The sequence below is a fragment of the Winogradskya humida genome (assembly GCF_016862215.1).
GTDB lineage: Bacteria > Actinomycetota > Actinomycetes > Mycobacteriales > Micromonosporaceae > Actinoplanes > Actinoplanes humidus.
Window position 1 is genome coordinate 67,806 of the sequence record NZ_BOMN01000010.1, and the last position, 21,590, is coordinate 89,395.

24 protein-coding genes are annotated in these 21,590 nt (G+C 69.5%); 7 read left to right on the plus strand and 17 right to left on the minus strand.

Features of this window, described 5'->3' with window-relative positions:
• Positions 1–6: 6 nt before the first annotated feature.
• A complete protein-coding gene (locus tag Ahu01nite_RS02880) occupies positions 7–630 on the minus strand; it encodes a TetR/AcrR family transcriptional regulator (protein ID WP_203834774.1) in 624 nt (207 codons plus the stop codon).
• A gap of 105 nt (positions 631–735) precedes the next feature.
• Here Ahu01nite_RS02880 and Ahu01nite_RS02885 point away from each other — a divergent pair, with 105 nt between their 5' ends.
• Positions 736–2,115 (plus strand): FAD-dependent monooxygenase, encoded by a 1,380-nt coding sequence (locus Ahu01nite_RS02885; RefSeq protein ID WP_203834775.1) that lies wholly within the window; start codon positions 736–738, stop codon positions 2,113–2,115.
• A 129-nt stretch (positions 2,116–2,244) separates the two neighbouring features.
• Here the strand turns inward: Ahu01nite_RS02885 and Ahu01nite_RS02890 are convergent, their stop codons facing one another.
• The 9 genes from Ahu01nite_RS02890 to metF all read right to left on the minus strand — a co-directional run bounded on the left by Ahu01nite_RS02890 (position 2,245) and on the right by metF (position 11,261).
• Positions 2,245–3,357 carry an MFS transporter gene (locus tag Ahu01nite_RS02890; RefSeq protein ID WP_307794508.1) on the minus strand — a complete coding sequence of 371 codons (1,113 nt, stop codon included), beginning with the start codon at positions 3,355–3,357 and terminating at the stop codon, positions 2,245–2,247.
• A gap of 91 nt (positions 3,358–3,448) precedes the next feature.
• A complete protein-coding gene (locus Ahu01nite_RS02895) occupies positions 3,449–3,919 on the minus strand; it encodes a hypothetical protein (RefSeq protein ID WP_203834777.1) in 471 nt (156 codons plus the stop codon).
• A gap of 614 nt (positions 3,920–4,533) precedes the next feature.
• Positions 4,534–5,280, minus strand: coding sequence for a hypothetical protein (locus tag Ahu01nite_RS02900; RefSeq protein WP_203834778.1), 747 nt, complete (start codon positions 5,278–5,280; stop codon positions 4,534–4,536).
• Between the two features lie 45 nt (positions 5,281–5,325).
• Positions 5,326–5,928, minus strand: coding sequence for a hypothetical protein (locus Ahu01nite_RS02905; RefSeq protein WP_239158580.1), 603 nt, complete (start codon positions 5,926–5,928; stop codon positions 5,326–5,328).
• Between the two features lie 146 nt (positions 5,929–6,074).
• Positions 6,075–7,502 (minus strand): MFS transporter, encoded by a 1,428-nt coding sequence (locus Ahu01nite_RS02910; RefSeq protein ID WP_203834779.1) that lies wholly within the window; start codon positions 7,500–7,502, stop codon positions 6,075–6,077.
• A gap of 48 nt (positions 7,503–7,550) precedes the next feature.
• Complete coding sequence (locus tag Ahu01nite_RS02915) at positions 7,551–8,021, minus strand: MarR family winged helix-turn-helix transcriptional regulator (protein WP_203834780.1); 471 nt, start codon at positions 8,019–8,021, stop codon at positions 7,551–7,553.
• 247 nt (positions 8,022–8,268) lie between these two features.
• Positions 8,269–8,712, minus strand: coding sequence for an HNH endonuclease (locus tag Ahu01nite_RS02920; RefSeq protein WP_203834781.1), 444 nt, complete (start codon positions 8,710–8,712; stop codon positions 8,269–8,271).
• Positions 8,713–9,692: 980 nt separating this feature from the next.
• A complete protein-coding gene (locus Ahu01nite_RS02925) occupies positions 9,693–10,331 on the minus strand; it encodes a CDP-alcohol phosphatidyltransferase family protein (RefSeq protein ID WP_203834782.1) in 639 nt (212 codons plus the stop codon).
• A gap of 9 nt (positions 10,332–10,340) precedes the next feature.
• The gene (metF, locus tag Ahu01nite_RS02930; protein ID WP_203834783.1) at positions 10,341–11,261 is read right to left on the minus strand and encodes a methylenetetrahydrofolate reductase [NAD(P)H]; all 921 of its coding nucleotides are present in this window, start codon (positions 11,259–11,261) and stop codon (positions 10,341–10,343) included.
• Between the two features lie 50 nt (positions 11,262–11,311).
• Here metF and Ahu01nite_RS02935 point away from each other — a divergent pair, with 50 nt between their 5' ends.
• Positions 11,312–12,367 carry a polyprenyl synthetase family protein gene (locus Ahu01nite_RS02935; protein ID WP_203834944.1) on the plus strand — a complete coding sequence of 352 codons (1,056 nt, stop codon included), beginning with the start codon at positions 11,312–11,314 and terminating at the stop codon, positions 12,365–12,367.
• On the opposite strand, the gene Ahu01nite_RS02940 is transcribed toward Ahu01nite_RS02935, so the two are convergent.
• The 3 genes from Ahu01nite_RS02940 to Ahu01nite_RS02950 are packed head-to-tail and all read right to left on the minus strand — an operon-like array spanning position 12,348 to position 13,334.
• A complete protein-coding gene (locus Ahu01nite_RS02940; protein ID WP_203834784.1) occupies positions 12,348–12,653 on the minus strand; it encodes a lycopene cyclase domain-containing protein in 306 nt (101 codons plus the stop codon). The two genes, Ahu01nite_RS02935 and Ahu01nite_RS02940, sit on opposite strands and share 20 nt — an antisense overlap.
• A complete protein-coding gene (locus Ahu01nite_RS02945) occupies positions 12,650–12,961 on the minus strand; it encodes a lycopene cyclase domain-containing protein (RefSeq protein WP_203834785.1) in 312 nt (103 codons plus the stop codon). Before Ahu01nite_RS02945 ends, Ahu01nite_RS02940 begins: the two co-directional genes overlap by 4 nt.
• 7 nt (positions 12,962–12,968) lie before the next feature.
• The gene (locus Ahu01nite_RS02950; RefSeq protein WP_203834786.1) at positions 12,969–13,334 is read right to left on the minus strand and encodes an Rv2175c family DNA-binding protein; all 366 of its coding nucleotides are present in this window, start codon (positions 13,332–13,334) and stop codon (positions 12,969–12,971) included.
• Positions 13,335–13,406: 72 nt separating this feature from the next.
• Between Ahu01nite_RS02950 and Ahu01nite_RS02955 the strand changes: the two genes are divergently transcribed.
• From Ahu01nite_RS02955 to Ahu01nite_RS02965, 3 genes are all read left to right on the plus strand, one after another.
• Positions 13,407–14,048: a hypothetical protein gene (locus Ahu01nite_RS02955; RefSeq protein WP_203834787.1), complete on the plus strand. Its 642-nt coding sequence runs from the start codon at positions 13,407–13,409 to the stop codon at positions 14,046–14,048.
• Between the two features lie 154 nt (positions 14,049–14,202).
• A complete protein-coding gene (pknB, locus tag Ahu01nite_RS02960; protein ID WP_203834788.1) occupies positions 14,203–16,185 on the plus strand; it encodes a Stk1 family PASTA domain-containing Ser/Thr kinase in 1,983 nt (660 codons plus the stop codon).
• Positions 16,176–17,036, plus strand: coding sequence for a deoxyribonuclease IV (locus tag Ahu01nite_RS02965; protein WP_203834789.1), 861 nt, complete (start codon positions 16,176–16,178; stop codon positions 17,034–17,036). The genes pknB and Ahu01nite_RS02965 overlap by 10 nt, the downstream gene beginning before the upstream one ends.
• A gap of 189 nt (positions 17,037–17,225) precedes the next feature.
• On the opposite strand, the gene Ahu01nite_RS02970 is transcribed toward Ahu01nite_RS02965, so the two are convergent.
• Positions 17,226–18,434, minus strand: a complete 1,209-nt coding sequence (locus Ahu01nite_RS02970; RefSeq protein ID WP_203834790.1) for an NAD(P)H-binding protein — start codon at positions 18,432–18,434, stop codon at positions 17,226–17,228.
• A 56-nt stretch (positions 18,435–18,490) separates the two neighbouring features.
• Here Ahu01nite_RS02970 and Ahu01nite_RS02975 point away from each other — a divergent pair, with 56 nt between their 5' ends.
• Positions 18,491–19,177 (plus strand): nucleoside/nucleotide kinase family protein, encoded by a 687-nt coding sequence (locus Ahu01nite_RS02975; RefSeq protein WP_203834791.1) that lies wholly within the window; start codon positions 18,491–18,493, stop codon positions 19,175–19,177.
• On the opposite strand, the gene Ahu01nite_RS02980 is transcribed toward Ahu01nite_RS02975, so the two are convergent.
• The 3 genes from Ahu01nite_RS02980 to Ahu01nite_RS02990 are packed head-to-tail and all read right to left on the minus strand — an operon-like array spanning position 19,153 to position 20,704.
• The gene (locus Ahu01nite_RS02980) at positions 19,153–19,545 is read right to left on the minus strand and encodes a DUF3224 domain-containing protein (protein WP_203834792.1); all 393 of its coding nucleotides are present in this window, start codon (positions 19,543–19,545) and stop codon (positions 19,153–19,155) included. The two genes, Ahu01nite_RS02975 and Ahu01nite_RS02980, sit on opposite strands and share 25 nt — an antisense overlap.
• Positions 19,546–19,566: 21 nt before the next feature.
• Positions 19,567–20,115 carry a TetR/AcrR family transcriptional regulator gene (locus tag Ahu01nite_RS02985; protein WP_203834793.1) on the minus strand — a complete coding sequence of 183 codons (549 nt, stop codon included), beginning with the start codon at positions 20,113–20,115 and terminating at the stop codon, positions 19,567–19,569.
• The gene (locus tag Ahu01nite_RS02990) at positions 20,108–20,704 is read right to left on the minus strand and encodes a hypothetical protein (RefSeq protein WP_203834794.1); all 597 of its coding nucleotides are present in this window, start codon (positions 20,702–20,704) and stop codon (positions 20,108–20,110) included. Before Ahu01nite_RS02990 ends, Ahu01nite_RS02985 begins: the two co-directional genes overlap by 8 nt.
• A gap of 202 nt (positions 20,705–20,906) precedes the next feature.
• Here Ahu01nite_RS02990 and Ahu01nite_RS02995 point away from each other — a divergent pair, with 202 nt between their 5' ends.
• A complete protein-coding gene (locus Ahu01nite_RS02995) occupies positions 20,907–21,572 on the plus strand; it encodes a Panacea domain-containing protein (protein WP_203834795.1) in 666 nt (221 codons plus the stop codon).
• Positions 21,573–21,590 lie beyond the last annotated feature (18 nt).

Sequence of the window (21,590 nt, forward strand, 5' to 3'; positions counted from 1 at the left end):
GCGTCCTCAGGCACGCGGGCCGCCGATGCCCGCGTAGATGAATGAGGTCAGCGTCTCGATCGCCTCGTCGTCACTGAGGGCGCGGCCCAGGTCCGACCCCACGCCCCCCTGCCACATCGACGCGAAGCCGGAGAGCAGGGCTGTATATGCGGCGGCCAGCACGAGCGGATCACCCGGCAGCACGAACCCGGCGTCGCGGGCGCGGATCAGGTGGTCGGCCATGTGGTGCAGGTCCGGTTCGGACAGTTCACGGGAGCGGCGGGCGAACTCCGGGTCGACGATCGCGGCCTGCTGCAACGCGTCCATCACGACCCGGTGATCACGATAGAAGTTCCAGTACGACGCGACGTGCCAGCGCACGGCGTCCCGGTCGCTGAAGTCGTGGCTGTGCCCCTCGGTGAGCGTCGACGCGTCACCCTGGGCGAGCAGGTCGCTGAGCAGCGACTCGAGCAGCGCTTCCTTGTTGGCGAAGTGCGTGTAGAACGAGCCCGCTGCCCGGCCCGCCTCCGCGGTGATGTCGGTGATCTTCGTGTTCAGGTAGCCGAGCCGCGCGAACACCCGTACCGCTGCGGCCTTGAGCTCCGCCCCGGTCTGCGCGGCCTGCTGCCGCCGCACCCCTGCCGCCGTCATTTCCGCCCTCTTCCGCTTCTCCACCCTTGACGCAGATTATCAGTCCGCTCTACGGTGAACCCAGATTCAGTGAATACTAATTCACCGAAACCGAAGGGGATCACCATGGACGTACTCATCGCAGGAGCCGGACCGACCGGCCTGACGCTCGCCATCGAGCTGCAGCGCCGCGGGGTGACGCACCGCATCGTCGAGGCAGCGCCGGAGCCGTTCCAGGGCTCGCGGGGCAAGGGTCTCCAGCCGCGGACCCTGGAGGTGCTCGACGACCTCGGCGTGCTCGACCGCTTCCTGGCCGGCGGCGCCGACTACCCGATGCTGCGCATCCACCGCCCCGACGGCCAGGAACTCGACTGGTCGATGGCCGAACGACGCGATCCGACCCCGGACGTGCCGCATCCGAACTCGTGGATGGTCCCGCAGTGGCGCACCGGCGAACTGCTCGCCGCCCGCCTCGAGGAACTTGGCGGAAAAATCGAGTACGGCGTCGGCGTCACAGCGCTCGACGGCACCACCGCCACCCTGAGCACGGGCGAGACTGTGACCGCACGGTACGTCGTCGGCGCGGACGGTGGCCGGAGCACCATCCGGCGCGCGATCGGCGTCGGCTTCGAGGGAGAGACGTTCGAGACTCAGACCATGCTGATCGCCGACGTACGTCTGACCGGTCTCAGCCGCGACGTCTGGCACATGTGGCCGGGGCCCGATGGGCGTACCCCACTGCTCGGCCTGTGCCCTTTGCCCGGCACGGACCTGTGGCAACTCACCGCCCCGGCCGAGCAGTCACCCGAGAAGATCGTCGCGGAAGTGGCACCGCAGGTGACGCTGACCGACGTCGGCTGGACGTCGCAGTTCCGCGCCAACATGCGCATGGTCGACCACTACCGCGTGGGCAACGTCTTCCTCGCCGGCGATGCCGCGCACGTGCACTCCCCCGCCGGCGGCCAGGGCCTCAACACCGGCATCCAGGACGCCTACAACCTCGGCTGGAAACTCGCCACCGGCAACGACGCCCTGCTCGACACGTACGAGTCGGAACGGTTGCCCGTCGCCGCCGCGGTCCTCGGCATCAGCACCAGGCTGCACAACAAGCAGGGCAAAGAGGCCGCCGAGCAAGCCATGCGCCGCGACGACCCCGCGCTGCGACAGCTGTCCCTGAACTACCGTGGCGGCCCCCTGGCGATTGACCACCGCCCGTCGCCGGGAGCTGTGCAGGCCGGCGACCGCGCGCCGGACGCTCCCCTCGGCGAGGGCGTGCACATCTTCGATCTGCTCCGCGGGCCACATTGGACGCTGCTGGCCTTCGACGCACCGGCCCCCGCCATGCCGCCGGGCGTGCACGTGGTGCAGGTGGAGGACCCCGACGGTCACGCCCACCTCTCCTACGACATCCAAGAACCCACCCTCATCCTCGTACGCCCGGACAACTACATCGCCGCCGTCACGTCCAACCCCGCCGACCTCCTGGGGTTCCCCTTCCTGAGCTGACACCTCCCCTGCGTCAGGGGCTGGCGGCTCTGGGCCGGCGCGCTCTGGGCCGGCGCGCTCTGGGACGGGCGTTGGTGGGGTCTGAGGTGTGCGCGCTCTGCACAGCCGTTGGCGGCAGGCCGCGGGCCTCTATTGCTGGAGAACTGGACGCCGTGTTCTGGCAGCGCTCGCGGCGGCGGCCAGGCAGCAGGTTGCGGCGAGGGCCAGGGCCGGGCGGGCGCCGAGGTGGACGGCGGCCGAGCCGAGCGGGTTGAGCACGGCGATCGGCCCGAACATGACCGTGTTGGCGGTGGCGGAGACCCGCCCGAGCAGGTGATCCGGAGTGTGGGTCTGCACCGCCGTCACCGCCGCGATCAGCGTCCACGGCAGACCGATCCCCCCGACGACCGCACCCACCACCAGCGCCGGCCACCACGGCAGACACTTCACCAGCAGGCTCGCCGTGAACAGCACCGCCCCCGCCGCCGCGGTGAACACCACGCCACGCCACGCGATCATCCGCCCCGCGACAAGGCCGGCGACGATCGAGCCGGCACCCTGGGCGCTGAGCAGCACCCCGAGGAACGTGCTCGGCAGGACGAGATCGTCGACCACCACGGCGTACTGCGGCGCTGTGGCAAATGCCGACATCCCGATCGCCACCGCAGCCACGCCGACAGTCGTCCTCGCGACGCCCGCAACCACTCCGAAGCCAGGCCATTTTCCGGACTTTTCCGGTTTCTCGGTTCTGGTCAGCCGCAGCATTCCGTAGAGAACGGCCCCGATCAGCGGCAACACGGCGCTGAGCAGGGCAACGGACGGGCCGCCGTGCCACGCGTACAGTCCGGCGCCGGCGGCCGGAGAGATCAGCTTCATGCCCTCCTGCGCACTGGCCCGCCACCCGTTGACGTCGCCCAGCTCATCGCGGGACAGGGCGGACGGCAGCACGGCGGACTCGCCCGCGTCGAGCAGCACATAGCTGAGCCCGTACACAAAGGAGACAAAATAGATAAGTCCCGGATCGGCGACGACGACCAAGATCAGAAGCGACCCAGCGAGCACAAGATTGGTGCCGATGAGCAGCAACCGCCGCGGCACCCGATCAACCACCCCGCCCAGCCACGGCCCGGCCAGCGTCGGCGCGTAGACACAGAGCCCCGCCAGCCCCGCCAGACTCGGCGACCCGGTCAGATCCAGAATCCAGATCCCCGCCACCAGCGACATCGCGCTGCTCCCGAACCCGGCCAGCACGGAGATCGCCACAAACAACACGGCATTGCGCCTATGACCTTGAGCCTCCATGACTCAGATCCTGAAGACCATCCTCGGGTACGCGCAACGCACACCACTCCCGTCAACCATCCGTTGACAAGGCCCCTCTCACCTTGCGAACGGCGATCCCCACATACCCCGGGACCCTGACCCCGCGCAGGTCGTCGACAGCCTGAACAGCAAGCGCGAACAGCCCACCCGGAGCCGCGTCCAGCGCGGTCTCCACAGTCACCCGCACCAGCTCCGCCCGCGCGAACCTCGAACCCCAACGCCGATCCGCCGCGATGCTCCGGTGCAGCTCAGTGATGGCGGCACGAAGAACCACGATGCTGTGCGCGTACCTAAAGTCATGATCGTCCCGACGCCCCCGAGCCGCGGCAACCAGCCGCTGCCGCCGCTGCTCCGCGGCCTGCCGACTCCCCAACCCGAGCGCCCCCGCCACCTGCCCCCAGGTCGCCCCACCCTGCCGGGCCCGGTCGATCAGCTCCAGCTCCCGCTCCTCCAACCGAGCCCGAGCCGGCCCGATCTCCGCGAGATCCTCCAGATCACCCACCCGTCAACAGTACGTTGACATAGCCCTCATGCGTCATCACGTGGGCAGGCCGAATCGGCCAACGCCACCTGGACCCTGCTCGTCGACCAGCACTTCGCTTTCGGCGACGCGGACCCCGAACCTCGACTGGGAAATCTCCTACGAAGCGGAACTGGACAACTTCCCGCTGACATCGCCCGCCTTCCCCTACGACCTCGACACCCTGGTCCCCACCAAAGACCCGCCGGCCTGGCTCCACGCCCCCGCGGCAGCGATCCAGCGCCTGACGAACTGGCACCCCGCCCAGATCACCCTCCTTCGTGGACCTCGCCCGCTCCAGGCTGGGGCGGGCAACAGAATGTGATTGCCTAAGGTCCGAGTCGTGGATGAAGCAGACTTCTGGCAGTTCCTGGAACGGTCCGGCGAGGCCGAAACGAACCCGGCACGAAGGACCGCGTGGCTGGCCGGACGCCGACTGGCCCCACTGGGAAGACCTCGCCACCGTAGCCGCCAACGTCCACGACCACGCCACTGGCGAGGAGGACAGCATCGCCGACGCCCTCGACCGGCGCCTCCCCCGGCTCATCCGACTGTTCCCCCGCCATCGCGATTTCAGGCCCTCACGAGGCTTTCGGTCAGGCGTCCACTGCGGCGATCGCCCACTCGTCGCCCCCAGGTACCGGCCGGAAGCCGATGCCGAGAAGAGCCGAATGACGCTGGGTGGTCACGACCAATGACGCACCTGCATCGGCCGCGTCATGGACCGCACCGCGGGCCAAGGCAGTGAGAACAGCGGAGGGTACGCCGTCCTCGACCTCGACTGCTCCAAGCCGCGCGACCAACGGCCGGGACGCATCCCACGACAGGCGTGCCTGACCCAGAAACCGGGTGTGCTCGTCGTTCGTCACCGCGCAGGTCCACGAGATGAGCAGCCCATCGGCCCGCGACCTCAGCCGCCCTTTGAGTTCCGCCCAGGACCACGGCACCTCACGGGGGTCCACCGGCTTGAGATAGAACTCCGACCTGTCCGGCTGCCACGGCACCGGGTGCACCAACTCGACATAGCCGTCACGCGGGACACGCTCCGCCCGGTACACGATCCCGGTCCCCAGCTCCTCACCGAGCAGACCGACCAGGTCCGAAACAAACTCGTCCAGCGAATCGATCGGCAGACCGGTCCACGGGCTCTCCGGCGGATCCTCAGGCAGCGGGATACGTACGCCGAAGGAAGTGGGATTGCTTTTCCAGCGAAACGTGATGACCAGGTGACTGCCGTCAGAAACGACGTCCAGACCATGGAAGTCCTCCGCGACGGCGACTTGCCGCATGACTCTTTCCCGCGCGACGCGTACTACCGCCTCGACGGGCAACGGTGCGATCACCTGGCAATGATCGCCCGCAGATCGGCACGCCGTGCCCGGTTGCCGTCAATCTCCGCGGCCCGCTGGCGCGTACGAGTGCGAGGCTTGCAACCCTCGGCTCAGATATCTGGAACGGACGGTGCCGGTGAGCAGACCCGTGAGCACTGCGGCGAATCCACCGCTCTCAAAACGTTCAAAGTAGGGCCCTCGTTCGCGGAGCACCACGGGATGGTCAGCGGGCGCAACGCCGGGCTTGACATGCCAGAAGAGGAAGTCCCCGTTGGGCGTTCCGCCCCAGGAGATCAGGTCGTCGCCGGGCTGGAACCAGTCAGGAACGTCGTCCCCCTCCCACCGGGACGAGTCACCCAGCGGCCAAGGCCGTCCCCCGAAGACGTCGTCGTCACCACCACCGAACCAGATCCTGCACGTCTCCTGCGCCGTCTCGTTATGGTCCAGCAGGTCAGTCCAGCCGATGGCCGCATCCGGGGCGCAGACAAGCAGATGGTCATCGACGGCACCCGGCCCGTACGCGTCAACAAAGCGCTTGTAGTCCCCCGGAAGCTCAGCCCCCATCACCGTCTCAACGGCACCCCAGTCCGACGACCGCCAACGCGCCGCATCCGACGCCGGCAGCCCCAGCAACTCCACCAACCCGGCAAGATCATCCACGCACCGATCGTGCCTGCGCCCCCATGAATCTGGCAACAGGCGCATGCTCCTGAGCCCAGCGGTGGTCACCGATCCCACCGCGGCCTGACCAGCCACAACAGCAAGCGACCCTGGCGAAACGCGTCCGGAATGCGGCGACTGGAGCGTCATGGGCCGGTCGGGCTCTGGGACAACTGAGGTTCGTTCCGGGCAGTGGAGGTGCGGGCGGGGATGAGGGCGGTGAGGACCATGGCGGCGAGGACGAAGGCCGCGGCGACCAGGTAGGCGCGGGTGTAGCCGTCTCGCAGGGATTGCAGGGCTTCGGTGCCTGTGGCGAGGTGGGCTGAGGTGGTGTGGGCTGCTACGACGGCCAGGACGGACAGGCCGAGGGCGGCGCCGGCCTGTTGGGCTGTGTTGGCCAGGCCAGAGATGAGGCCGGTGTCTTCGGGGGCTGCGCCATCCATCACCAGCATGATGATCGCCGGGATCACCACGCCGATGCCCAGGCCCATGATGATCAGGGCGGGGAGGACTTCGAGGGCGTAGTGGGCGTCGGTGGGCATCCGGGTGAGCAGGAGCAGGCCGGCTGCCAGGAGGGCGAGGCCGGCGAGCAGGACCGGGCGGGTGCCGAACCGGGCCGTCACGCGGGGAGCGACGAACAATGACATCAGGCCGATGACGATCGGGGTGGGGACGAACGCCAGGCCGGTGGCGATGGCGTCGTATCCGAGGACGCGCTGCAGGAACAGGGCGTTGATGAATTGGAAGCCCATGCCCGTGGCGAAGATCAGGATCATGGCAGCGCTGGTGATCAGCAGGCGGGGGCTGCGCAGGATGCGGGTGGGCACGAGGGGGCGCGTGGCCCGGCTCTGCCGCAGCAGGAAGCCGAGGACCAGCAGGACCGCGAGGACGCCGAACACGAGGTTGCCGTCCACGATGGAGTAGACGCCCGCGGAGAGGCCGACCGTGATCAGAGCGGCGCCAGGAATGTCGGCGCCGGCCCGCAGGCCGAGGCCTTGCTCACGGGGGATCACCCGCAGGGCCAGGAGCAGGGCGGCGAGACCGATCGGAAGGTTGACCAGGAAGATCCAGGGCCAGCCGACGGCGTCCGTGAGCAGGCCGCCCGCGACGAAGCCGATCGCCGCGCCGGAGGCCTGGGTGAAGCTGTAGACACCGATCGCCCGGGCCTGCGGGGCCGGCTCCGGGTAGAGGCGGACGATCAGGCCGAAGATGACCGCCGAGGCGAGGGCGCCGCCGAGGCCCTGAACGAAGCGACCCGCCACGAGCAGCCCGGCGGTCGGGGCGAGGCCGCAGAGCAAGCTCGCCGCGGTGAACGTGATCAGCCCGGTGAGGAAGACCGCACGGGCGCCGATGAGGTCGCCGAGCCGGCCGGCCAGCAGCAGCAGGCCGGCGAATCCGATCAGGTAGCCATTGACGATCCAGGCCACTCCGGTGGGCGAGAAGCCGAGGTCGGACTGGATGACGGGGACGGCAACGGCCACGATCGTGCTGTCCAGAACGATCATGAGTGCGGCTGCGCACAGGACAGCCAGCGCGGCGGGACGGCTCGCAGAAGGGTGCGAGGAATCATTCATGCATCCGACCGTAGCAGATGATCCGGATGCGGATGATTCCGTGGTAACTTATTTCAGGGATTGCCGAGCACGGCGCACCGGTTTCGCAGAGGGGGATCCATGACCACCGTCGACCAGATTCGCCAGCGCCGACACGAAGGCGTCGCGCACAGCAGGCGGAAGAGCGTCCAGCGCCTCGCCATGGACGATGTCGACGATCCGCTGCCCCCGCTCAGCCGCTTTACGGCCATCCTCGGTGACCGAGATGATCCTGGCCCGGCGGTCGGCGGCAGACGGGCGGCGCTCGGCGAAGCCCCTGCGTTCCAGCTCGTCGACGGTGCTGACCATCGTCGTCTTGTCGAGGTCGGCCAGCGCGGCGATCTCGATCTGGGTGCGCTCCCGCTCGAGGGCGTGCATCAAGACGCATTGCATCCGCTGGGTCAGCCCGACTTCGGCGAGCGCGCCGGCGAGACGGTTCGACATGGTGTGCCCGGCGGAGTTGAGCATTCCGGTGAGGTCACGGACGGTGCGTTCGACCATGCATTCATGCTAACGCGGGATCATCCACAAGCGGATGTTCCGGGGAGGGACGACCGGCGGGCCCCCGTGTGCACCCGCCGGCCGCCCGGATCAGAAGAGAACCGACCCAGGGAAGTACCGACCCCGGAAGAACTGGCCCAGGAGAAACCAGCTCGAGGAAGAACAAACTCAGGAAGAACCGGCTCGAGGACGAACCAGTCCGAGGACGAACCGGCCCAAGGACGGCCAGTTCAGAGAGAGAACCGGCTCAGAGCGAAGCAGCGGAGACCCAGGTGGGCGCTGTGGGCGTCCAGTTGAGGGGCATGCGGGCCTCGGCGGGCGTGCGGTCCCCCTTGCGCTGGTTGCAGCGGCCGCACGCGGCGACGGTGTTGAGCCAGGTGTTGAGGCCGCCCCGGGAGCGCGGCAGGACGTGGTCGATGGTCGAGGCAGCGCCGCCGCAGTAGGCGCAGCGCCGGCTGTCGCGGTTCAGGACCCCGGCACGGGACCAGCCCGGGCCGCGGCTCTGGCGCCAGCGCGTGACGACATAGCTGACCAGGCGCACCACGGTCGGTATCGGGAAGACACCTATGTGCGCGTCCGGGTGGGCCTCTTCGACCACCGCGACCTGGCGGAAGAGCATGCGAATGGCGTGCCGGACGCTGACCCGGTGCAGCGGCCCGAAGTCGGCGTTGAGAACAAGGACCACACTCATCGCGGGTCACCTCCCTGCGGTCTCAGCCCATGCGGCCGCCCACGGAGAGGCAGCGAGAGCTAGGGCATCAGAACTCCTTGTCGGGCCCGGCGATCCGGGCCACTCGTTGCAGAAAAGGTAGGACGATCGCGAAAAGGAGACAACGCAATTAATCGATCAGCGCACGCCTGACCGACATCCACCAGCCGACGCGGGCCAAGCAACGCGGGCCAAGCAACGCGGGCCAAGCAACGCGGGCCAGGCGCGGGCCAAGCGCGGCCAAGCGCGGCCAAGCGCGGCCAAGCGCGGGCCAAGCGACGCGGCATCGAAGGATGTGGCCGTGTGCCAAACCGACACAGGTCAGGCCGACACAGGTCAGGCCGACACAGGTCAGGACCGACACAGGTCAGGACCGACGTGGCCGTGCGGTATGGCCCCGCCCGGGACGCTGGGCCCGGGTCAAGCCCGGTCTCGGGGTATCGATACTGGCGGTGCCGGCGCCGATACGCACCAGGTCGGCACGGGTCAGGACCGACGTGGCCGTGCACCAAGGCCGGCACGCGCCAAGTAGACATGGGCCCAGTCGACGGCACACGCCAGGCCGACGCGGCTAGGACGGCGCGGACAGGACGACACTGCGAGGGCAACGTATGCCCGTCAGCCACCAACCGGGGCCGGCTTTACGAAGCGGCCGTCGCGGGCTGGGGATCGCGGCCCAGCAGGGAGGGCAGCGTGTGCCAGAACAGCGCGCGCCAGAAGAGCACGGGCCTGGCACGGCACGGCACGACACGACACAGGCCTGAGACGACAACAGGCCTGAGACGACAACAGGCCTGGCACGGCACGGGCCTGGGACGACAACGGGCCTGGGACGACAACGGGCCTGGGACGACAACGGGCCTGGGACGACAACGGGCCTGGGACGACAACGGGCCTGGGACTACAACGGGCCTTGGACTACAACGGGCCTGAGACGACAACGGGCCTGGGACGGCGTGGGTCTAATCCGTTAGGGCGGATCGGACGGCGAGGGCGAGTTGGACGAATCCGATCAGGCCGAGGACCAGCCAGACGATGACGGCGGCGGTGACGACCAGGGAGGACCAGGGGAAGAGGACGGCGGCGATGATGAGGCCGCTGATTGCGACGGAGACTCGGGTGGGGCGTTCGCCTACGGTGACGGCGCCGATCTCGGTCATGCCGGTGGCGGCGGCGCGGGCTCGTAGGTATTCGTGGAGCCAGCTCACGGCGAGGCCGGCGACGACCAGCCAGCCGGGGGCTCCGGCGGCCCAGAAGGCGGCCAGCCAGGCCAGCTCCCCGAGCCGGTCGGCCACCGAGTCGTAGACGTAGCCGATGCGGGAGACGCGACCGGTCACCACGGCAACCGCGCCGTCGAAGGCGTCGGCGAAAGCGGCCAGGAGGACCAGTAGTGCCCCGGCCCAGAGTGGAACAAAGGGGACGGCGAGGCACAGCAGAAGGCCGGCGGTGGTGACTGTGGACGGGCCGATGCCGAGGCGGGCGAGGAGGGTGCCGGCGCGCCAGGCCAGGCGGATCCAGCCGCGGACTACCGGGGAGGCCTCGCGCGGGTCGAAGCCGCCGTGCAGGGCCGACCAGGCCGTGACGTAAGCGTCCCAGGTCAAAGTGAGCCGTCAGGCGGCGATGGCGGGGGTGGCGGCGAGGTTCTGCCAGACCTCGCGCGTCGCCGTGGAGCGGTTCATGGTGATGAAGTGGATGCCGGGGACGCCCTCGTCGAGGAGGCGCTGGCACATCTCGCTGCAGAGGTCGATGCCGAGCTGGCGGACTGCGGTGTCGTCGTCCTGGACGCGCTCGAAGCGGGCGAGGAGCTCGGGTGGGAACGGGGCGCCGGAGAGCTGGGCCGAGCGGGCGATCGTTGCCATGCGCAGGACGGGCATGACGCCGGGGACGATGGGGGTGTCGCAGCCGGCTGCGGCGACCCGGTCGCGCAGGCGCAGGTATTCGTCCGCTTGGAAGAACATCTGGGTGATGGCGAAGTCGGCGCCGGCGCGGCACTTGCGGATGAAGTTGCGCGTATCGCCCTCGATGTCGGCGGAGCGCGGGTGCTTGTAGGGGAACGCGGCGACGCCGACGCTGAAGTCGCCGGCCTCGCGCAGGAGGCGGACGAGGTCTTCGGCGTAGAGGACGCCGTCGGGGTGGCGGACCCATTCGCCGTTGGGGTCGCCGGGCGGGTCGCCGCGGACGGCGAGGACGTTGCGGACGCCTGCTCCGGCGAGGCGGCCGATGACGTTGCGCAGCTCGGCGACCGAGTGGTTGACCGCGGTGAGGTGGGCCATGGGCAGCAGGGTGGTCTCCGTGGCGACCCGTTCGGTGACCGAGACGGTGGTGTCGCGGGAGCTGCCGCCGGCGCCGTAGGTGATGGAGACGAAGTCGGGGCGCAGGGGCTCGAGCTCGCGGATCGTCTTCCAGAGCAGCTGCTCGGCCTCGCGGTTCTTGGGCGGCATGAACTCGAACGAGAACGTCGGCCGGTCCCGCTTGATCAGCGAGCCGATCGCGGGGATTGCCGGGAGACGAGAGGGAAGTCCGAGAGCCACACGACGATCGTACCGGCTCGCCCGCTAGGTTGGGGCCCGTGACCTCCCCGCTGGACCGGGCCGGCCTGCGGCCCCGCGTCGATCAGGCTCTTTCCGTCTTCCTCGCCGGGCAGCGTGCCCGGCTGCTGAGCATCGACGATGCGCTCGCCGACGTGGCTGACGCGCTCGAGGCGTTCGTGCTGCGCGGTGGTAAACGGCTGCGGCCGGCGTTCGCCTACTGGGGCTTCCGGGGCGCGGGCGGCGCCGACTCGGAGCAGGTCGTGACGGCGGTGGCGGCGCTGGAGTGGGTGCAGGCGGCCGCGCTGATCCATGACGACCTGATGGACCGGTCCGACACCCGCCGCGGGGAGCCGTCGGTGCACCGCAGATTCGCCGGCAAGCACAAGGCGGCGGGCTGGCACGGTGACGGTGATCACTTCGGCGACAATGCCGCCGTACTCCTCGGAGATCTGGCTCTGGTCTGGTCCGACGAGATGCTGCACGGCTCGGGTGCGGGGCTGGCGGCGCTGGCCCGGGCGCGGACGGTTTTCGACGAGATGCGCACCGAGGTGACGGTCGGGCAGTACCTCGACGTGCTGACGCCGGTGACCCGGGACACGTCGCTGGAGCGGGCCGCGAAGGTTGCCCGTTACAAGGCGGCCAAATACACGATCGAACGGCCGCTGCTGCTCGGCGCGGCCCTCGCGGGGGCATCGGACGAGGTCAGAAGCGTCTACTCCGGGTACGGGCTCCCGCTCGGCGAGGCGTTCCAGTTCCGCGACGACGTGCTGGGTGTCTTCGGCGATCCGGGGCAGACCGGTAAACCCGCCGGCGACGACCTGCGCGAGGGCAAGCGTACGTATCTGATCGCGGCGGCGTACGAAAAGGCGGGCGCGACCGACCGCGCCGAGCTGGACCGGGGTCTGGGCGATCCTGAGCTGGACGAACCGGCCGTGCAGCGGCTGCGGGACATCATCGTGGAGACCGGCGCGCTGGACCGCACGGAGGCGCACATCAAGGCGCTCTACGAGGCGGCGCTGACGGCGCTGGAGAAGGGCGACGTCGCGGACGAGGCCCGCACGGTGCTCGAGGAGCTGGCCGACGCGGCTACCCGTCGAGCCGTCTGAACCTGCCGAGCCACACCCAGACGGAGAGCGTCAGCAGCACCATCGCGAACCCGAAGAAGAGGTCCTCGACCGGCGCGTAGACGATTCGCAGGCCGAGGATGGCGGCCGGGTCGTAGATCACGATCCGGCGCCCGGTGAGGATGCCGTTGCTGAGCAGCTGGAAGAAGATGATGATCGGGTAGGTGGCCCAGAACACCACCCGCAGGATCAGCCTGGTACGCAGGACGAACAGGTCCACCAGCACCGCCCCGAGCACGCCGAGCAGCGCCGCCGCCGTGTAGCTCATTTCTTCAGCACCTTGCGGACCGCCTCGAACCCCAGCACCGCGCAGATCGGCACCACGAGGAAGAACAGCACCTCGTCCAGCGGCAGCCCGCCGGGGAAGACGATCCCGGTCGTCTGCGCGGGGTCGAAGGTCCAGTGCCCCGCCGCGATCGCCGCGAGATCCCAGAGCACGAAGACCACGAGCACCGGCACCAGCGTGAGCAGCAGCCGCCGCCACCGGCGCAGCACTGCGACCTTGAGGAACGGCTCCAGCCACAGGGCGCCGATCAGACAGCCGGCGAGCACCGCAACGTACGTGAGGTGCCGCATCGGCGGATCAGAACCCGAGCGCCTGCGCGCGCCGTTTGACCTCGCGCGCCCAGTCGCCGCCGAGCGCTTTCGCGGCGTTGCCACCCAGGCTCTCGTCGGGCTCGTAGAGCCACTTGATCGCTTCTTCGTCGTTGTACCCGGCGTCACGCAGCAACGTGAGGATGCCGGGGAGGTGCTTGAGCGCAATGTCGTTGGCGACCAGCTCAGCGGGCACCAGGCGGACGCCGTCGCGACGAACCGCGAGCAACTGCCCGTCGCGGATCATCTGGTGCACCTTGCTGATCGACACCCCGAGCTGCTCAGCGATATCAGGCAGGTTGGCCCACTCGGTGGGGCCGGCAGAAGTCTGGCCGGCAGTTACGGATTCGGTCACCTGACCAGCGTGCCATGCCCGGCTCCTCATCCCAAAAACGCGGAGCCTTCACGAAGAAGGAGAGATGTCGCGATGACCCTGTGGCGGAGCACCCGCAACGAAGTGGCCGGCGCGTGGCGCTCACTGCAGTACGACCTGGGCGTGCCCGGCCGGCACCGCCGTCCCCCGCCGCCGCGGCGCTTCGTCACGGCCACCGCGCTGGGCACGCTGGCCGTGGCCGGTGCCGCGGGCAGCTACCTGGCGGTGGCCAACGGGACCGGCGCGCTGGCCGGTGACGAGGCGGGCGCTGAGCCGTACCCGCTGGCGGTGGCCCCGGGCGATCCCCGGGAGGGGCTGGGCCGCGTGCCCATCCCCCAGCCCGCCGCCGTGCAGACCCAGATCCTGGTGCTGCCGACAGCGACCACACCACCACCCGCAGCAACGGCGCAGCCCACATCGGAGCCGGCCCCGGTGCCGTGCGACTGCCAGACCGAGACCCAGCCCCCGCTGCAGACCCCGCCGGTACCGACACCGACGGCGCCGACCCCCAGCGAGAGCCCCAGCGAGGGCGGCTGGGAGGAGCCGGCCGAGCCCGAACCGAGCCCGTCCCTGGACCCCGGACCGAGCGCCGAGCCGACCCCGGGGATCACCCCGCCGCCCATCCCCGCGCCGACGATGCCCGCGCCGACCCCCACCGATTCGACAGATACGACAAATCCGTTTTTGCCGCGCTGATCCGGCTTATGGCGAGAAGACGGCCCGCGACGCTCCGGCGCCGCGGGCCGATTTCTTCCAAATGCGCAGGTGAGCACGTTGTGCTGTACCCGTTCGGTCTCAGGTGTCACATCCTGGTCCACCGCACTGGAAAGGCCACATACACTTCACGCCGATGGACACGACTGTCGCCGACACGTTGATCGGCACGACGATTGACGGGCGCTACCGGATCACCGGTCGCGTGGCCCGTGGTGGCATGGCGACCGTATACACCGCCGTGGACGACCGGCTCGAGCGCACTGTCGCATTGAAGATCATCCACCCGTCGCAGGCGACGAACGTGCACTTCGTCGACCGGTTCACCGACGAGGCCAAGACGATCGCCCGGCTGACCCACCCCAACGTGGTCGCCGTCTACGACCAGGGCCGCCACCAGGGCCTGCCCTACCTGATCATGGAGTACGTCCAGGGCCGCACCCTGCGCGACCTGCTCACCCAGCGCCGCCGGGTCAACCCGGTCGAGGCACTGGCCATCCTGGAGCAGATGCTCGCCGCGATCGCCGCCGCGCACCGCGCCGGCCTGGTGCACCGCGACGTCAAGCCCGAGAACGTCCTGGTGGCCGAGGCGCCCAGCGGCGGCATCGCCAACCTGGTCGACAGCGTGGTCAAGGTGGCCGACTTCGGCCTGGCCCGCGCCGTCGAGGCCAGCTCCTCCGACGACTCCGGGCAGCTCATGGCCACCGTCGCCTACGTGGCGCCGGAGCTGGTCACCGACGGGCGCTCGGACGCCCGCTCCGACGTCTATTCCGCCGGCATCGTGCTGTTCGAGATGCTCACCGGCCGGGTCCCCTACGACGGCGGCGAGCCGGTCGAGATCGCCTGGCGGCACGTGGACAACGACGTGCCCCCGCCGTCCAGCATCGTCAAGGGCCTGCCGAAGGCCCTCGACGACCTGGTCGCCCGCGCCACCCGCCGCGACCCCGGCGCCCGCCCCACCGATGCCGGCGCGCTGCTGGCCGAGGTGCAGGTGGTCCGTGACGACCTGGGCGCGGCCAACGTCGAGACCGCGCTGCTGCGCCAGGTCCCCGCCCGCCCGCCGGCCGCCGACGCGACCACGATCGTCCCGGCGATCACCTCCACGTTCCCCTCAAGTGGTGGACCCGCAGGCCCCAACCGCCCCGGCTGGGCGCGCCTGCCCGACCAGGGCCCGCGCACCTACGGCGGTGGCAGCGGTGGTCAGCGCCGCCGCGGCGCTCAGGCAGATGACCACGCCCACCACCCGAACGACCGCCGACGCCTGATCATCCTCGCCGCGGTGGCCGTGGTCGTCCTGCTCGTCGCGGGCACCACCTACTACCTGACGCTAGGCCGCTACACCAACGCGCCCCAGCTGGTCAATTCCACCCAGCAGATCGCGGAGCAGGAGGGCAGGACCCGCGGCTTCGAGGTGCGCTTCGACGCGGGCCGCTACGACGAGAGCGTCCCCAAGGGCGTGGTCATCTCCCAGGACCCGCCCGCCGGCAAGAAGGTGGCCAAGGACGGCACGCTGACGCTGACCCTGTCACTCGGCCCCGAGCGCGTCACGGTGCCCGACCTGGTCAACCAGGAGAAGGCCGCGGCGAAGGGCCTGCTCGAGCAGAACCACCTCGTCTACAAGGAAGGCACCGCCCAGTACAGCGACGACGTCGCCGAGGGTGTGGTCATCTCCAGCGACCCCAAGGCCGACGAGTCGCTCAAACCCGGCGAGACCGTCACCGTCATCCTGAGCAAGGGCGAGGCACCGATCAGCGTCCCGAACGTCGTCGGTCAGAACATCAACGACGCCCGCGGTCAGCTCCAGGGCCTCGGCCTGCAGGTCGTCGAGCAGCTCAAGGAGAGCGACCAGCCGGCCGGCACGATCCTCGGCCAGACCCCCAAGGCCGGTGTCGGCGTGGAGAAGGACGCCGAGATCAAGCTCGAGGTGAGCCAGGGCCCGCCGCTGATCAGCGTCCCGGACCTCAGCAACCAGCCGTGCCAGCAGGCCCAGCAGACGCTGCAGGGCATGAACCTGCGCGCCAAGATCCAGTTCAACCCGAACGGCCTGGTCCGCCAGCAGAGCCCCGGCGGCGGCACCCAGGTCCCGGCCCAGACCGAGGTAACGCTGAATTGTCTGTGACCCGCCCCGTCGGATCCCACACCAAGACCTCCGGCGGCCTGGCCAAGGCGGCGCTCCCCTACGCCGACGCGGCCGGCTCGGAGGCTGTGCAGGTCTACGTCTCCAACTCCCGCGGCTGGGCGCTTCCTCCCGGCGACCCCAAGCAGGACACGCTGTTCCGCGACGGGTGCGGGGAACGCGGGCTCCCGGCGTACATCCATGCTTCACTGCTGGTGAATCTGGGTTCTCCGACCGAGCTGACCGTCGAACGCTCGGTGGACACGCTCACCCACGCCCTGCGCCGCGGCAAGGCCATCGGCGCGTCCGCGGTGGTCTACCACGCGGGCAGCTCGGTCGACCCGGCCCACGACGACAAGGCCTTCCACCAGCTCCACGAGGCCCTGCTCCCCCTCCTCGACCTGGCCGCCGCCGAGGACCTCCCGAAACTCCTGGTCGAACCGAGCGCGGGCGGCGGCCGCAGCCTGGCCTCCAAGGTCGAGGACCTGGGCCCCTACCTCCAGGCCGTGGAAAATCACCCCTGGATGGGCGTCTGCTTCGACACCTGCCACGCCTGGGCCGCAGGCCACGACCTCGCCACCCCCGGCGGCATGACGGCCACCCTGGATTCCCTGATCGCCACGATCGGCCCCGGCCGCCTGCAGCTCATCCACGCCAACGACTCCAAGGACGCCTGCGGCTCCACCCGCGACCGCCACGAGACAATCGGCGCGGGCACGATCGGCACCGCACCCTTCGCGGAACTCATGGCCCACCCCGCCACCGCCGGCATCCCGATCATCGTCGAAACGCCGAGCAAGGAACACGAAGGCCACGCCGCGGATATCGCGCTCTTGAAGAGCCTGCGCCCGTAAAGCCGGAAGATCAAAGCCCGGAAGATCAAGGGTCAAAGGCTGATGTCGCACCTAGCTGCGTGGTGCTGACCGCAACTCCCGTCGAGGCCGGGCGCGGGGAGCCAGTCGCCCAGCGGCTCCTGAACGGCTCCCCGCCCCCTTCATTCTGCGTGCGTGGTCACCCCGGCCTGCCCGATCAAAGGCCAACCCTCACAGCGGGGGATCGAAGTAGTGCACCTCTTCCCGGACGATCTCGCCGCCGGTCACCGTGTAGAGGCTGATCTTCGCGGTGGTGGCGCGGCGGCCGGTCGGGAGGTGGGTCTGGTCGAACACGAACCGGACCGCGAACTGGTGTTCGTCGCCGATCAGCGGGCCCTGCACCGCAACGTCGTGGATCCGCAGATCGCGGGTCAGCCGCTCGCCGTTCGCCATGATCTCGGCGAGCCCGTGCAGTTCCGTGCCCTCGATCGGCGCCACCCGGACCAGGCCGGGAGCGGCCAGCTGATAGGCAAGATCCATCCTTCCGGCCCGGAAGGCGCGCACGAACCGCTCGGCGACCGCCGCCGTGGACGACGGGCGGAAGTCGGCGGCGTGGTCCTGGGCCCACTGGGCGAACGAACGCGCCGACCCGCCCGTGAGCTCGGCGACGGTCCGTGTCACGGGTTCGGGGGTGTCGACGAGGGAGGCCCAGTAGTCGAGGGCGCCGTCGGCGAACGCGGGGTCGGCCCATTGGAGCATCTCTGCGCGGGCCTCGTCGCGGGATGCTTCCTCGATGCGGACCGGCGCCCCCGCGGCCGCTCCGATGAGGTGGATCTGCTCGCGCTGGGTGATGGCGGCGGGGCCGGTCAGCGCGTACGACGTACCCTCATGACCTGGCTCTGTCAGCGCTCGGACCGCGACCGCGGCGATGTCCCGCTCGTGGATCAGTGATCGCGCCGCCTCGGGATAGGGGATCCGGACCGGCCGCCCCGCCGCGATCGCCGCGGCCCACGCGAGCGTGTTGGTGGCGAACCCGCTCGCCCGCAGGAACGTCCACGACGCCCCGCTGCGCCGGACGGCGTCCTCGACCTGCCCCCACACCCCGTTCTGCACCGCCGGCCTGTCATCGCGGACGCTCATCGCGGACACGTACACCACCCGCCGCCCCTGCTCCGAGCCCAGGATCGCAGCGACGTCCTCGATCCCGTCGGCGCTCATGAACGGCCAGACCAGGAAGACGGCCTCGGTCCCGTCAACCGCCGCCCGCAACGCGTCGAGATCACGCACGTCGGCGCGGACGGCCGTGACACCCTCCGGAAGGCCCACCGGGTTGCGGGCCAGTGCCCGCACCGAGACACCCCGCTCCCCCAGCATCGTCACCACGTGCGCACCGATGTTCCCGGTCGCGCCGATCACCAGGGCCTGCTTGATGTCGCTCATCCGTCCATGCTGGAACCTCAACCGCACCTGAGGTCAAGCACCGTAAACTGCGGGCCATGAACGGCACCCGCAGCGAGCTGCTCGGCCATCTGACCAGGGCTGTCGAGGGCGTCACGGTCCCGCACCCGGTGCGCGTGGCCATCGACGGAGCACCCGCCGTGGGCAAGACCACGCTGGCCGACGAGCTCGCCGCCATCCTGCGCGCGCGGGGCCGCGAGGTCATCCGCGCCTGCGTCGACGACTTCCTGCGTCCGCAATCGGAACGCTACCGGCGCGGCAAATTCTCGGCCGAGGCCAACTATCACGACAGTTTCGACTTCGACGCGCTGTTCAGGGTGCTGCTCGATCCGCTGGGGCCGGGTGGCGACCGCAAGGTCCAGCAGGCAGTCCGGGACCGCCTCACGGACGCCGAGCTGACCCCGCCGGTCATCGCCGCCTCCGCCGACGCCGTGCTGCTCTTCGACGGCGTGTTCCTCATGCGCCCCGAGCTGGTCGACCGGTGGGACCTGCTCATCCTCGTGACCGCGTCGTTCGAGGAGACGCTTTCACGCGCCCGGATCCGGGACCGGACGGTGTACGGCTCCGTCACCGAGGTCGAGCAGCGGTTCCGCGAGCGCTACGGTCCTTCGCAGGAGCTGTATCGGGCGACGGTCCACCCGGCCGGCCACGCCGACATCGTCGTGCACAACGACGACCCGCAGCGGCCGGCCTGGGACGGTCAGGACGCCCCGGCGAGCTCGTAGTCGAAGACGTACGTGTGGTCGCCACCGGTGTTGTCGATCTGGAACGTGCCACTGAGCCCGAGCAGTTCGTCGGTGCCCGAGTCCGGCACGACCTGGACGACGAGCGTGCCCGACCCGCGGTCCATCAGGCCGGAGTGCTGCAGGACGAAGCTGCCCCGCCGCCCGTGCAGCGTCCCGGTGATCCGGTCGATCGCGACGTACCCCGCGGAGCCGTCGACCGGTGTGCCGACCGAGAGCATCTGGGCGTGGCCCGTTCCGGTCAGGTCGCCTGCGATGGTCTTCTCGACGAGCATCCGGCCGAGCACCGGGTCGCCGGAGTCGAGCGGCTCGAACGTGGTGGTGAACGTGCCGGTGGCGCGCTGGCCCATGTGGAACTCCCCGTGAAGCGTTCAGAAAAGCAGGTCGAGCTGGGCGTCGAGGGCCGTCAGCGCCTGTTCGGCGGTGTACTGGCCACCCAGAACGTACATGCCGAGGCCTTCCATGAGGGCCAGCACGCCGACGGCAGCGTCCGGGTCCGGCAGCAGGCTCGCGATGAAACCGAGCATCTGCGCGGTGTCGTCGCTCTTCACACCAGCAGGCCGCACCGCTGTGTACGCGAGGAATGCCAGCGCCACCAGCCCGTCAGCGCGGGACTGCTCGTCGAGGGGCAGGATCGTGACGAGCAGCGTCCGCAGCATCACGCGCGGCTGCGGGTCGGGGCCCAGCGCGGACAGCGCGGCCGTGACCCGGGTCTGGTTGCGGTCGCGCACGACGTCCAGCGCGAAGACCATCATCTCGTCCTTGGTACGGAAGTAGTGCTGCACCATCCCCACCGAAACCCCGGCCGCGGCGGCAACGTGCCGGACGCTGACGGCCTCCAGCCCCTGCGCCGCGGCGACCCGCATGAGCGCGTCGGCGATGAGCGTGCGCCGTTCCCGGACGTCGACCTGCTTAGGCATACGACCTGGCCTCCTTACGCATTCCATCGGCGTCGTCGGCATAGACGCGCACCTCGTCGACCGGTTCCGTGCGGCCCTTGGGCACCTCGAAGGACATCGGCGCGCAGAGCCGGATGTCGATGCTGGTCTGGCTGCCGACCACGACGTGCAGCACACGCCGCCCGTCCTCCTCTTCGACCTGCACCGACCTGGAGCTCGGCATGGAACGGTAGCGCTTGCTCACGCACTCGACGTTTTCCCACGGCACGGTGAAGTCAAGACCCGATCCCATGCGTACGCGAATGCCCGCGCGACCCACCACATGCGGATTCTGACTGAGCCCCGCCGCGAACCCGATCATCCACAGCACCCCCCACACACTCAGCACCAGCATGATCCACCGAGCCGGCTCCCACGGCACCACCTTGCGCACGATCAGGTCGAAGATCGGCGTCTCCACCACCGACAGCCCGATGAACACCCCAAGGATCGGCTTCACCACCCCCAGATACCCGAACGCCGTGTCCCCCTCAGCAAGCACGAGCGGCCTGCGCCGCAGCCAGCGGTAGAGGCTGCGCCACATGAGGCCCTCGGTCCGGAGCAGTCCCATCGCTTTAAAATACGATCGTATTGCAAAACCCGCAACGGTAGCCCCCTGCGAAGTTGGCACACCGCCTGGATAGTCATAGCGCAAGATGACTACTAACATCTTGCCTAGTGAGTACGGCGCCGCCGATCGTCGGCAGCCCTGTCTAACTGGGGAGTATGGGATGCTCGTTGAGCTCGTTCGTCCAGCCGTAAGAGGTGATCACATGCCGAAGGCCAACGACGTGGCCGCGGTGATCAGCTCCCGATTGGGCCGCCCCTGGCTCGACGCGATGACCCTGCAGAAGTTCCTGTACTACGTGCAGGCCTGGCACCTGGCCATCAAGGGCAAGCCGCTCTTCGAGGGACACTTCGAGGCCTGGCCCGAGGGCCCGGTCCTCCCCGAGGTCCTCCACGCCCGCCAGCCCCGAGTGGCCCGCCGCCCAGTCCGCCGCGAAGCCGCCCAGATCGACCTCGACGACGAAATCGTCAGCCTCATCGAGCTGGTGATCCGCACCTACGGCTCCCTCGGTGACGACGAACTGACCGCCCTCACCCGGGTCGAGATGCCCTGGCGCGAAGCCCGCGGCAACCTCCCCGAGTACGCCCGGAGCACCGCTCTGATCAGCGAAGAATCGATGGCCGATTTCTTCCGCAAGCACCGCAAAATCCAGGGCCATACGGCAGACGAAATGAGGGTAGTCGGGATTTACGCTCAGGCTTCCTACAACCCGGAGCCCGTGGATGTCGACGCTATCCTCGCATCACTCGGCCCTGAGTTCGATGACCCGGGTGACGACCGGTGGCCCAGCGCCAACCTCGATTTCAACGGCGACTTATACAGTCCAGAAGACAGAGAAGAGGACCGTCGCCCGACTGATGCCGGAGCCTGACCGTTGAATACTTACGGT

Bases quoted from the DNA above. Each gene is read 5' to 3' on its own strand.
- Ahu01nite_RS02880 (WP_203834774.1), bottom strand. From the start codon at position 630: ATGACGGCGGCAGGGGTGCGGCGGCAGCAGGCCGCGCAGACCGGGGCG.
- Ahu01nite_RS02885 (WP_203834775.1), top strand. From the start codon at position 736: ATGGACGTACTCATCGCAGGAGCCGGACCGACCGGCCTGACGCTCGCC.
- Ahu01nite_RS02910 (WP_203834779.1), bottom strand. From the start codon at position 7,502: ATGAATGATTCCTCGCACCCTTCTGCGAGCCGTCCCGCCGCGCTGGCT.
- Ahu01nite_RS02915 (WP_203834780.1), bottom strand. From the start codon at position 8,021: ATGGTCGAACGCACCGTCCGTGACCTCACCGGAATGCTCAACTCCGCC.
- Ahu01nite_RS02920 (WP_203834781.1), bottom strand. From the start codon at position 8,712: ATGAGTGTGGTCCTTGTTCTCAACGCCGACTTCGGGCCGCTGCACCGG.
- Ahu01nite_RS02940 (WP_203834784.1), bottom strand. From the start codon at position 12,653: ATGAGCTACACGGCGGCGGCGCTGCTCGGCGTGCTCGGGGCGGTGCTG.
- Ahu01nite_RS02945 (WP_203834785.1), bottom strand. From the start codon at position 12,961: ATGCGGCACCTCACGTACGTTGCGGTGCTCGCCGGCTGTCTGATCGGC.
- Ahu01nite_RS02955 (WP_203834787.1), top strand. From the start codon at position 13,407: ATGACCCTGTGGCGGAGCACCCGCAACGAAGTGGCCGGCGCGTGGCGC.
- pknB (WP_203834788.1), top strand. From the start codon at position 14,203: ATGGACACGACTGTCGCCGACACGTTGATCGGCACGACGATTGACGGG.
- Ahu01nite_RS02970 (WP_203834790.1), bottom strand. From the start codon at position 18,434: ATGAGCGACATCAAGCAGGCCCTGGTGATCGGCGCGACCGGGAACATC.
- Ahu01nite_RS02975 (WP_203834791.1), top strand. From the start codon at position 18,491: ATGAACGGCACCCGCAGCGAGCTGCTCGGCCATCTGACCAGGGCTGTC.
- Ahu01nite_RS02980 (WP_203834792.1), bottom strand. From the start codon at position 19,545: ATGGGCCAGCGCGCCACCGGCACGTTCACCACCACGTTCGAGCCGCTC.
- Ahu01nite_RS02985 (WP_203834793.1), bottom strand. From the start codon at position 20,115: ATGCCTAAGCAGGTCGACGTCCGGGAACGGCGCACGCTCATCGCCGAC.
- Ahu01nite_RS02990 (WP_203834794.1), bottom strand. From the start codon at position 20,704: ATGGGACTGCTCCGGACCGAGGGCCTCATGTGGCGCAGCCTCTACCGC.
- Ahu01nite_RS02995 (WP_203834795.1), top strand. From the start codon at position 20,907: ATGCCGAAGGCCAACGACGTGGCCGCGGTGATCAGCTCCCGATTGGGC.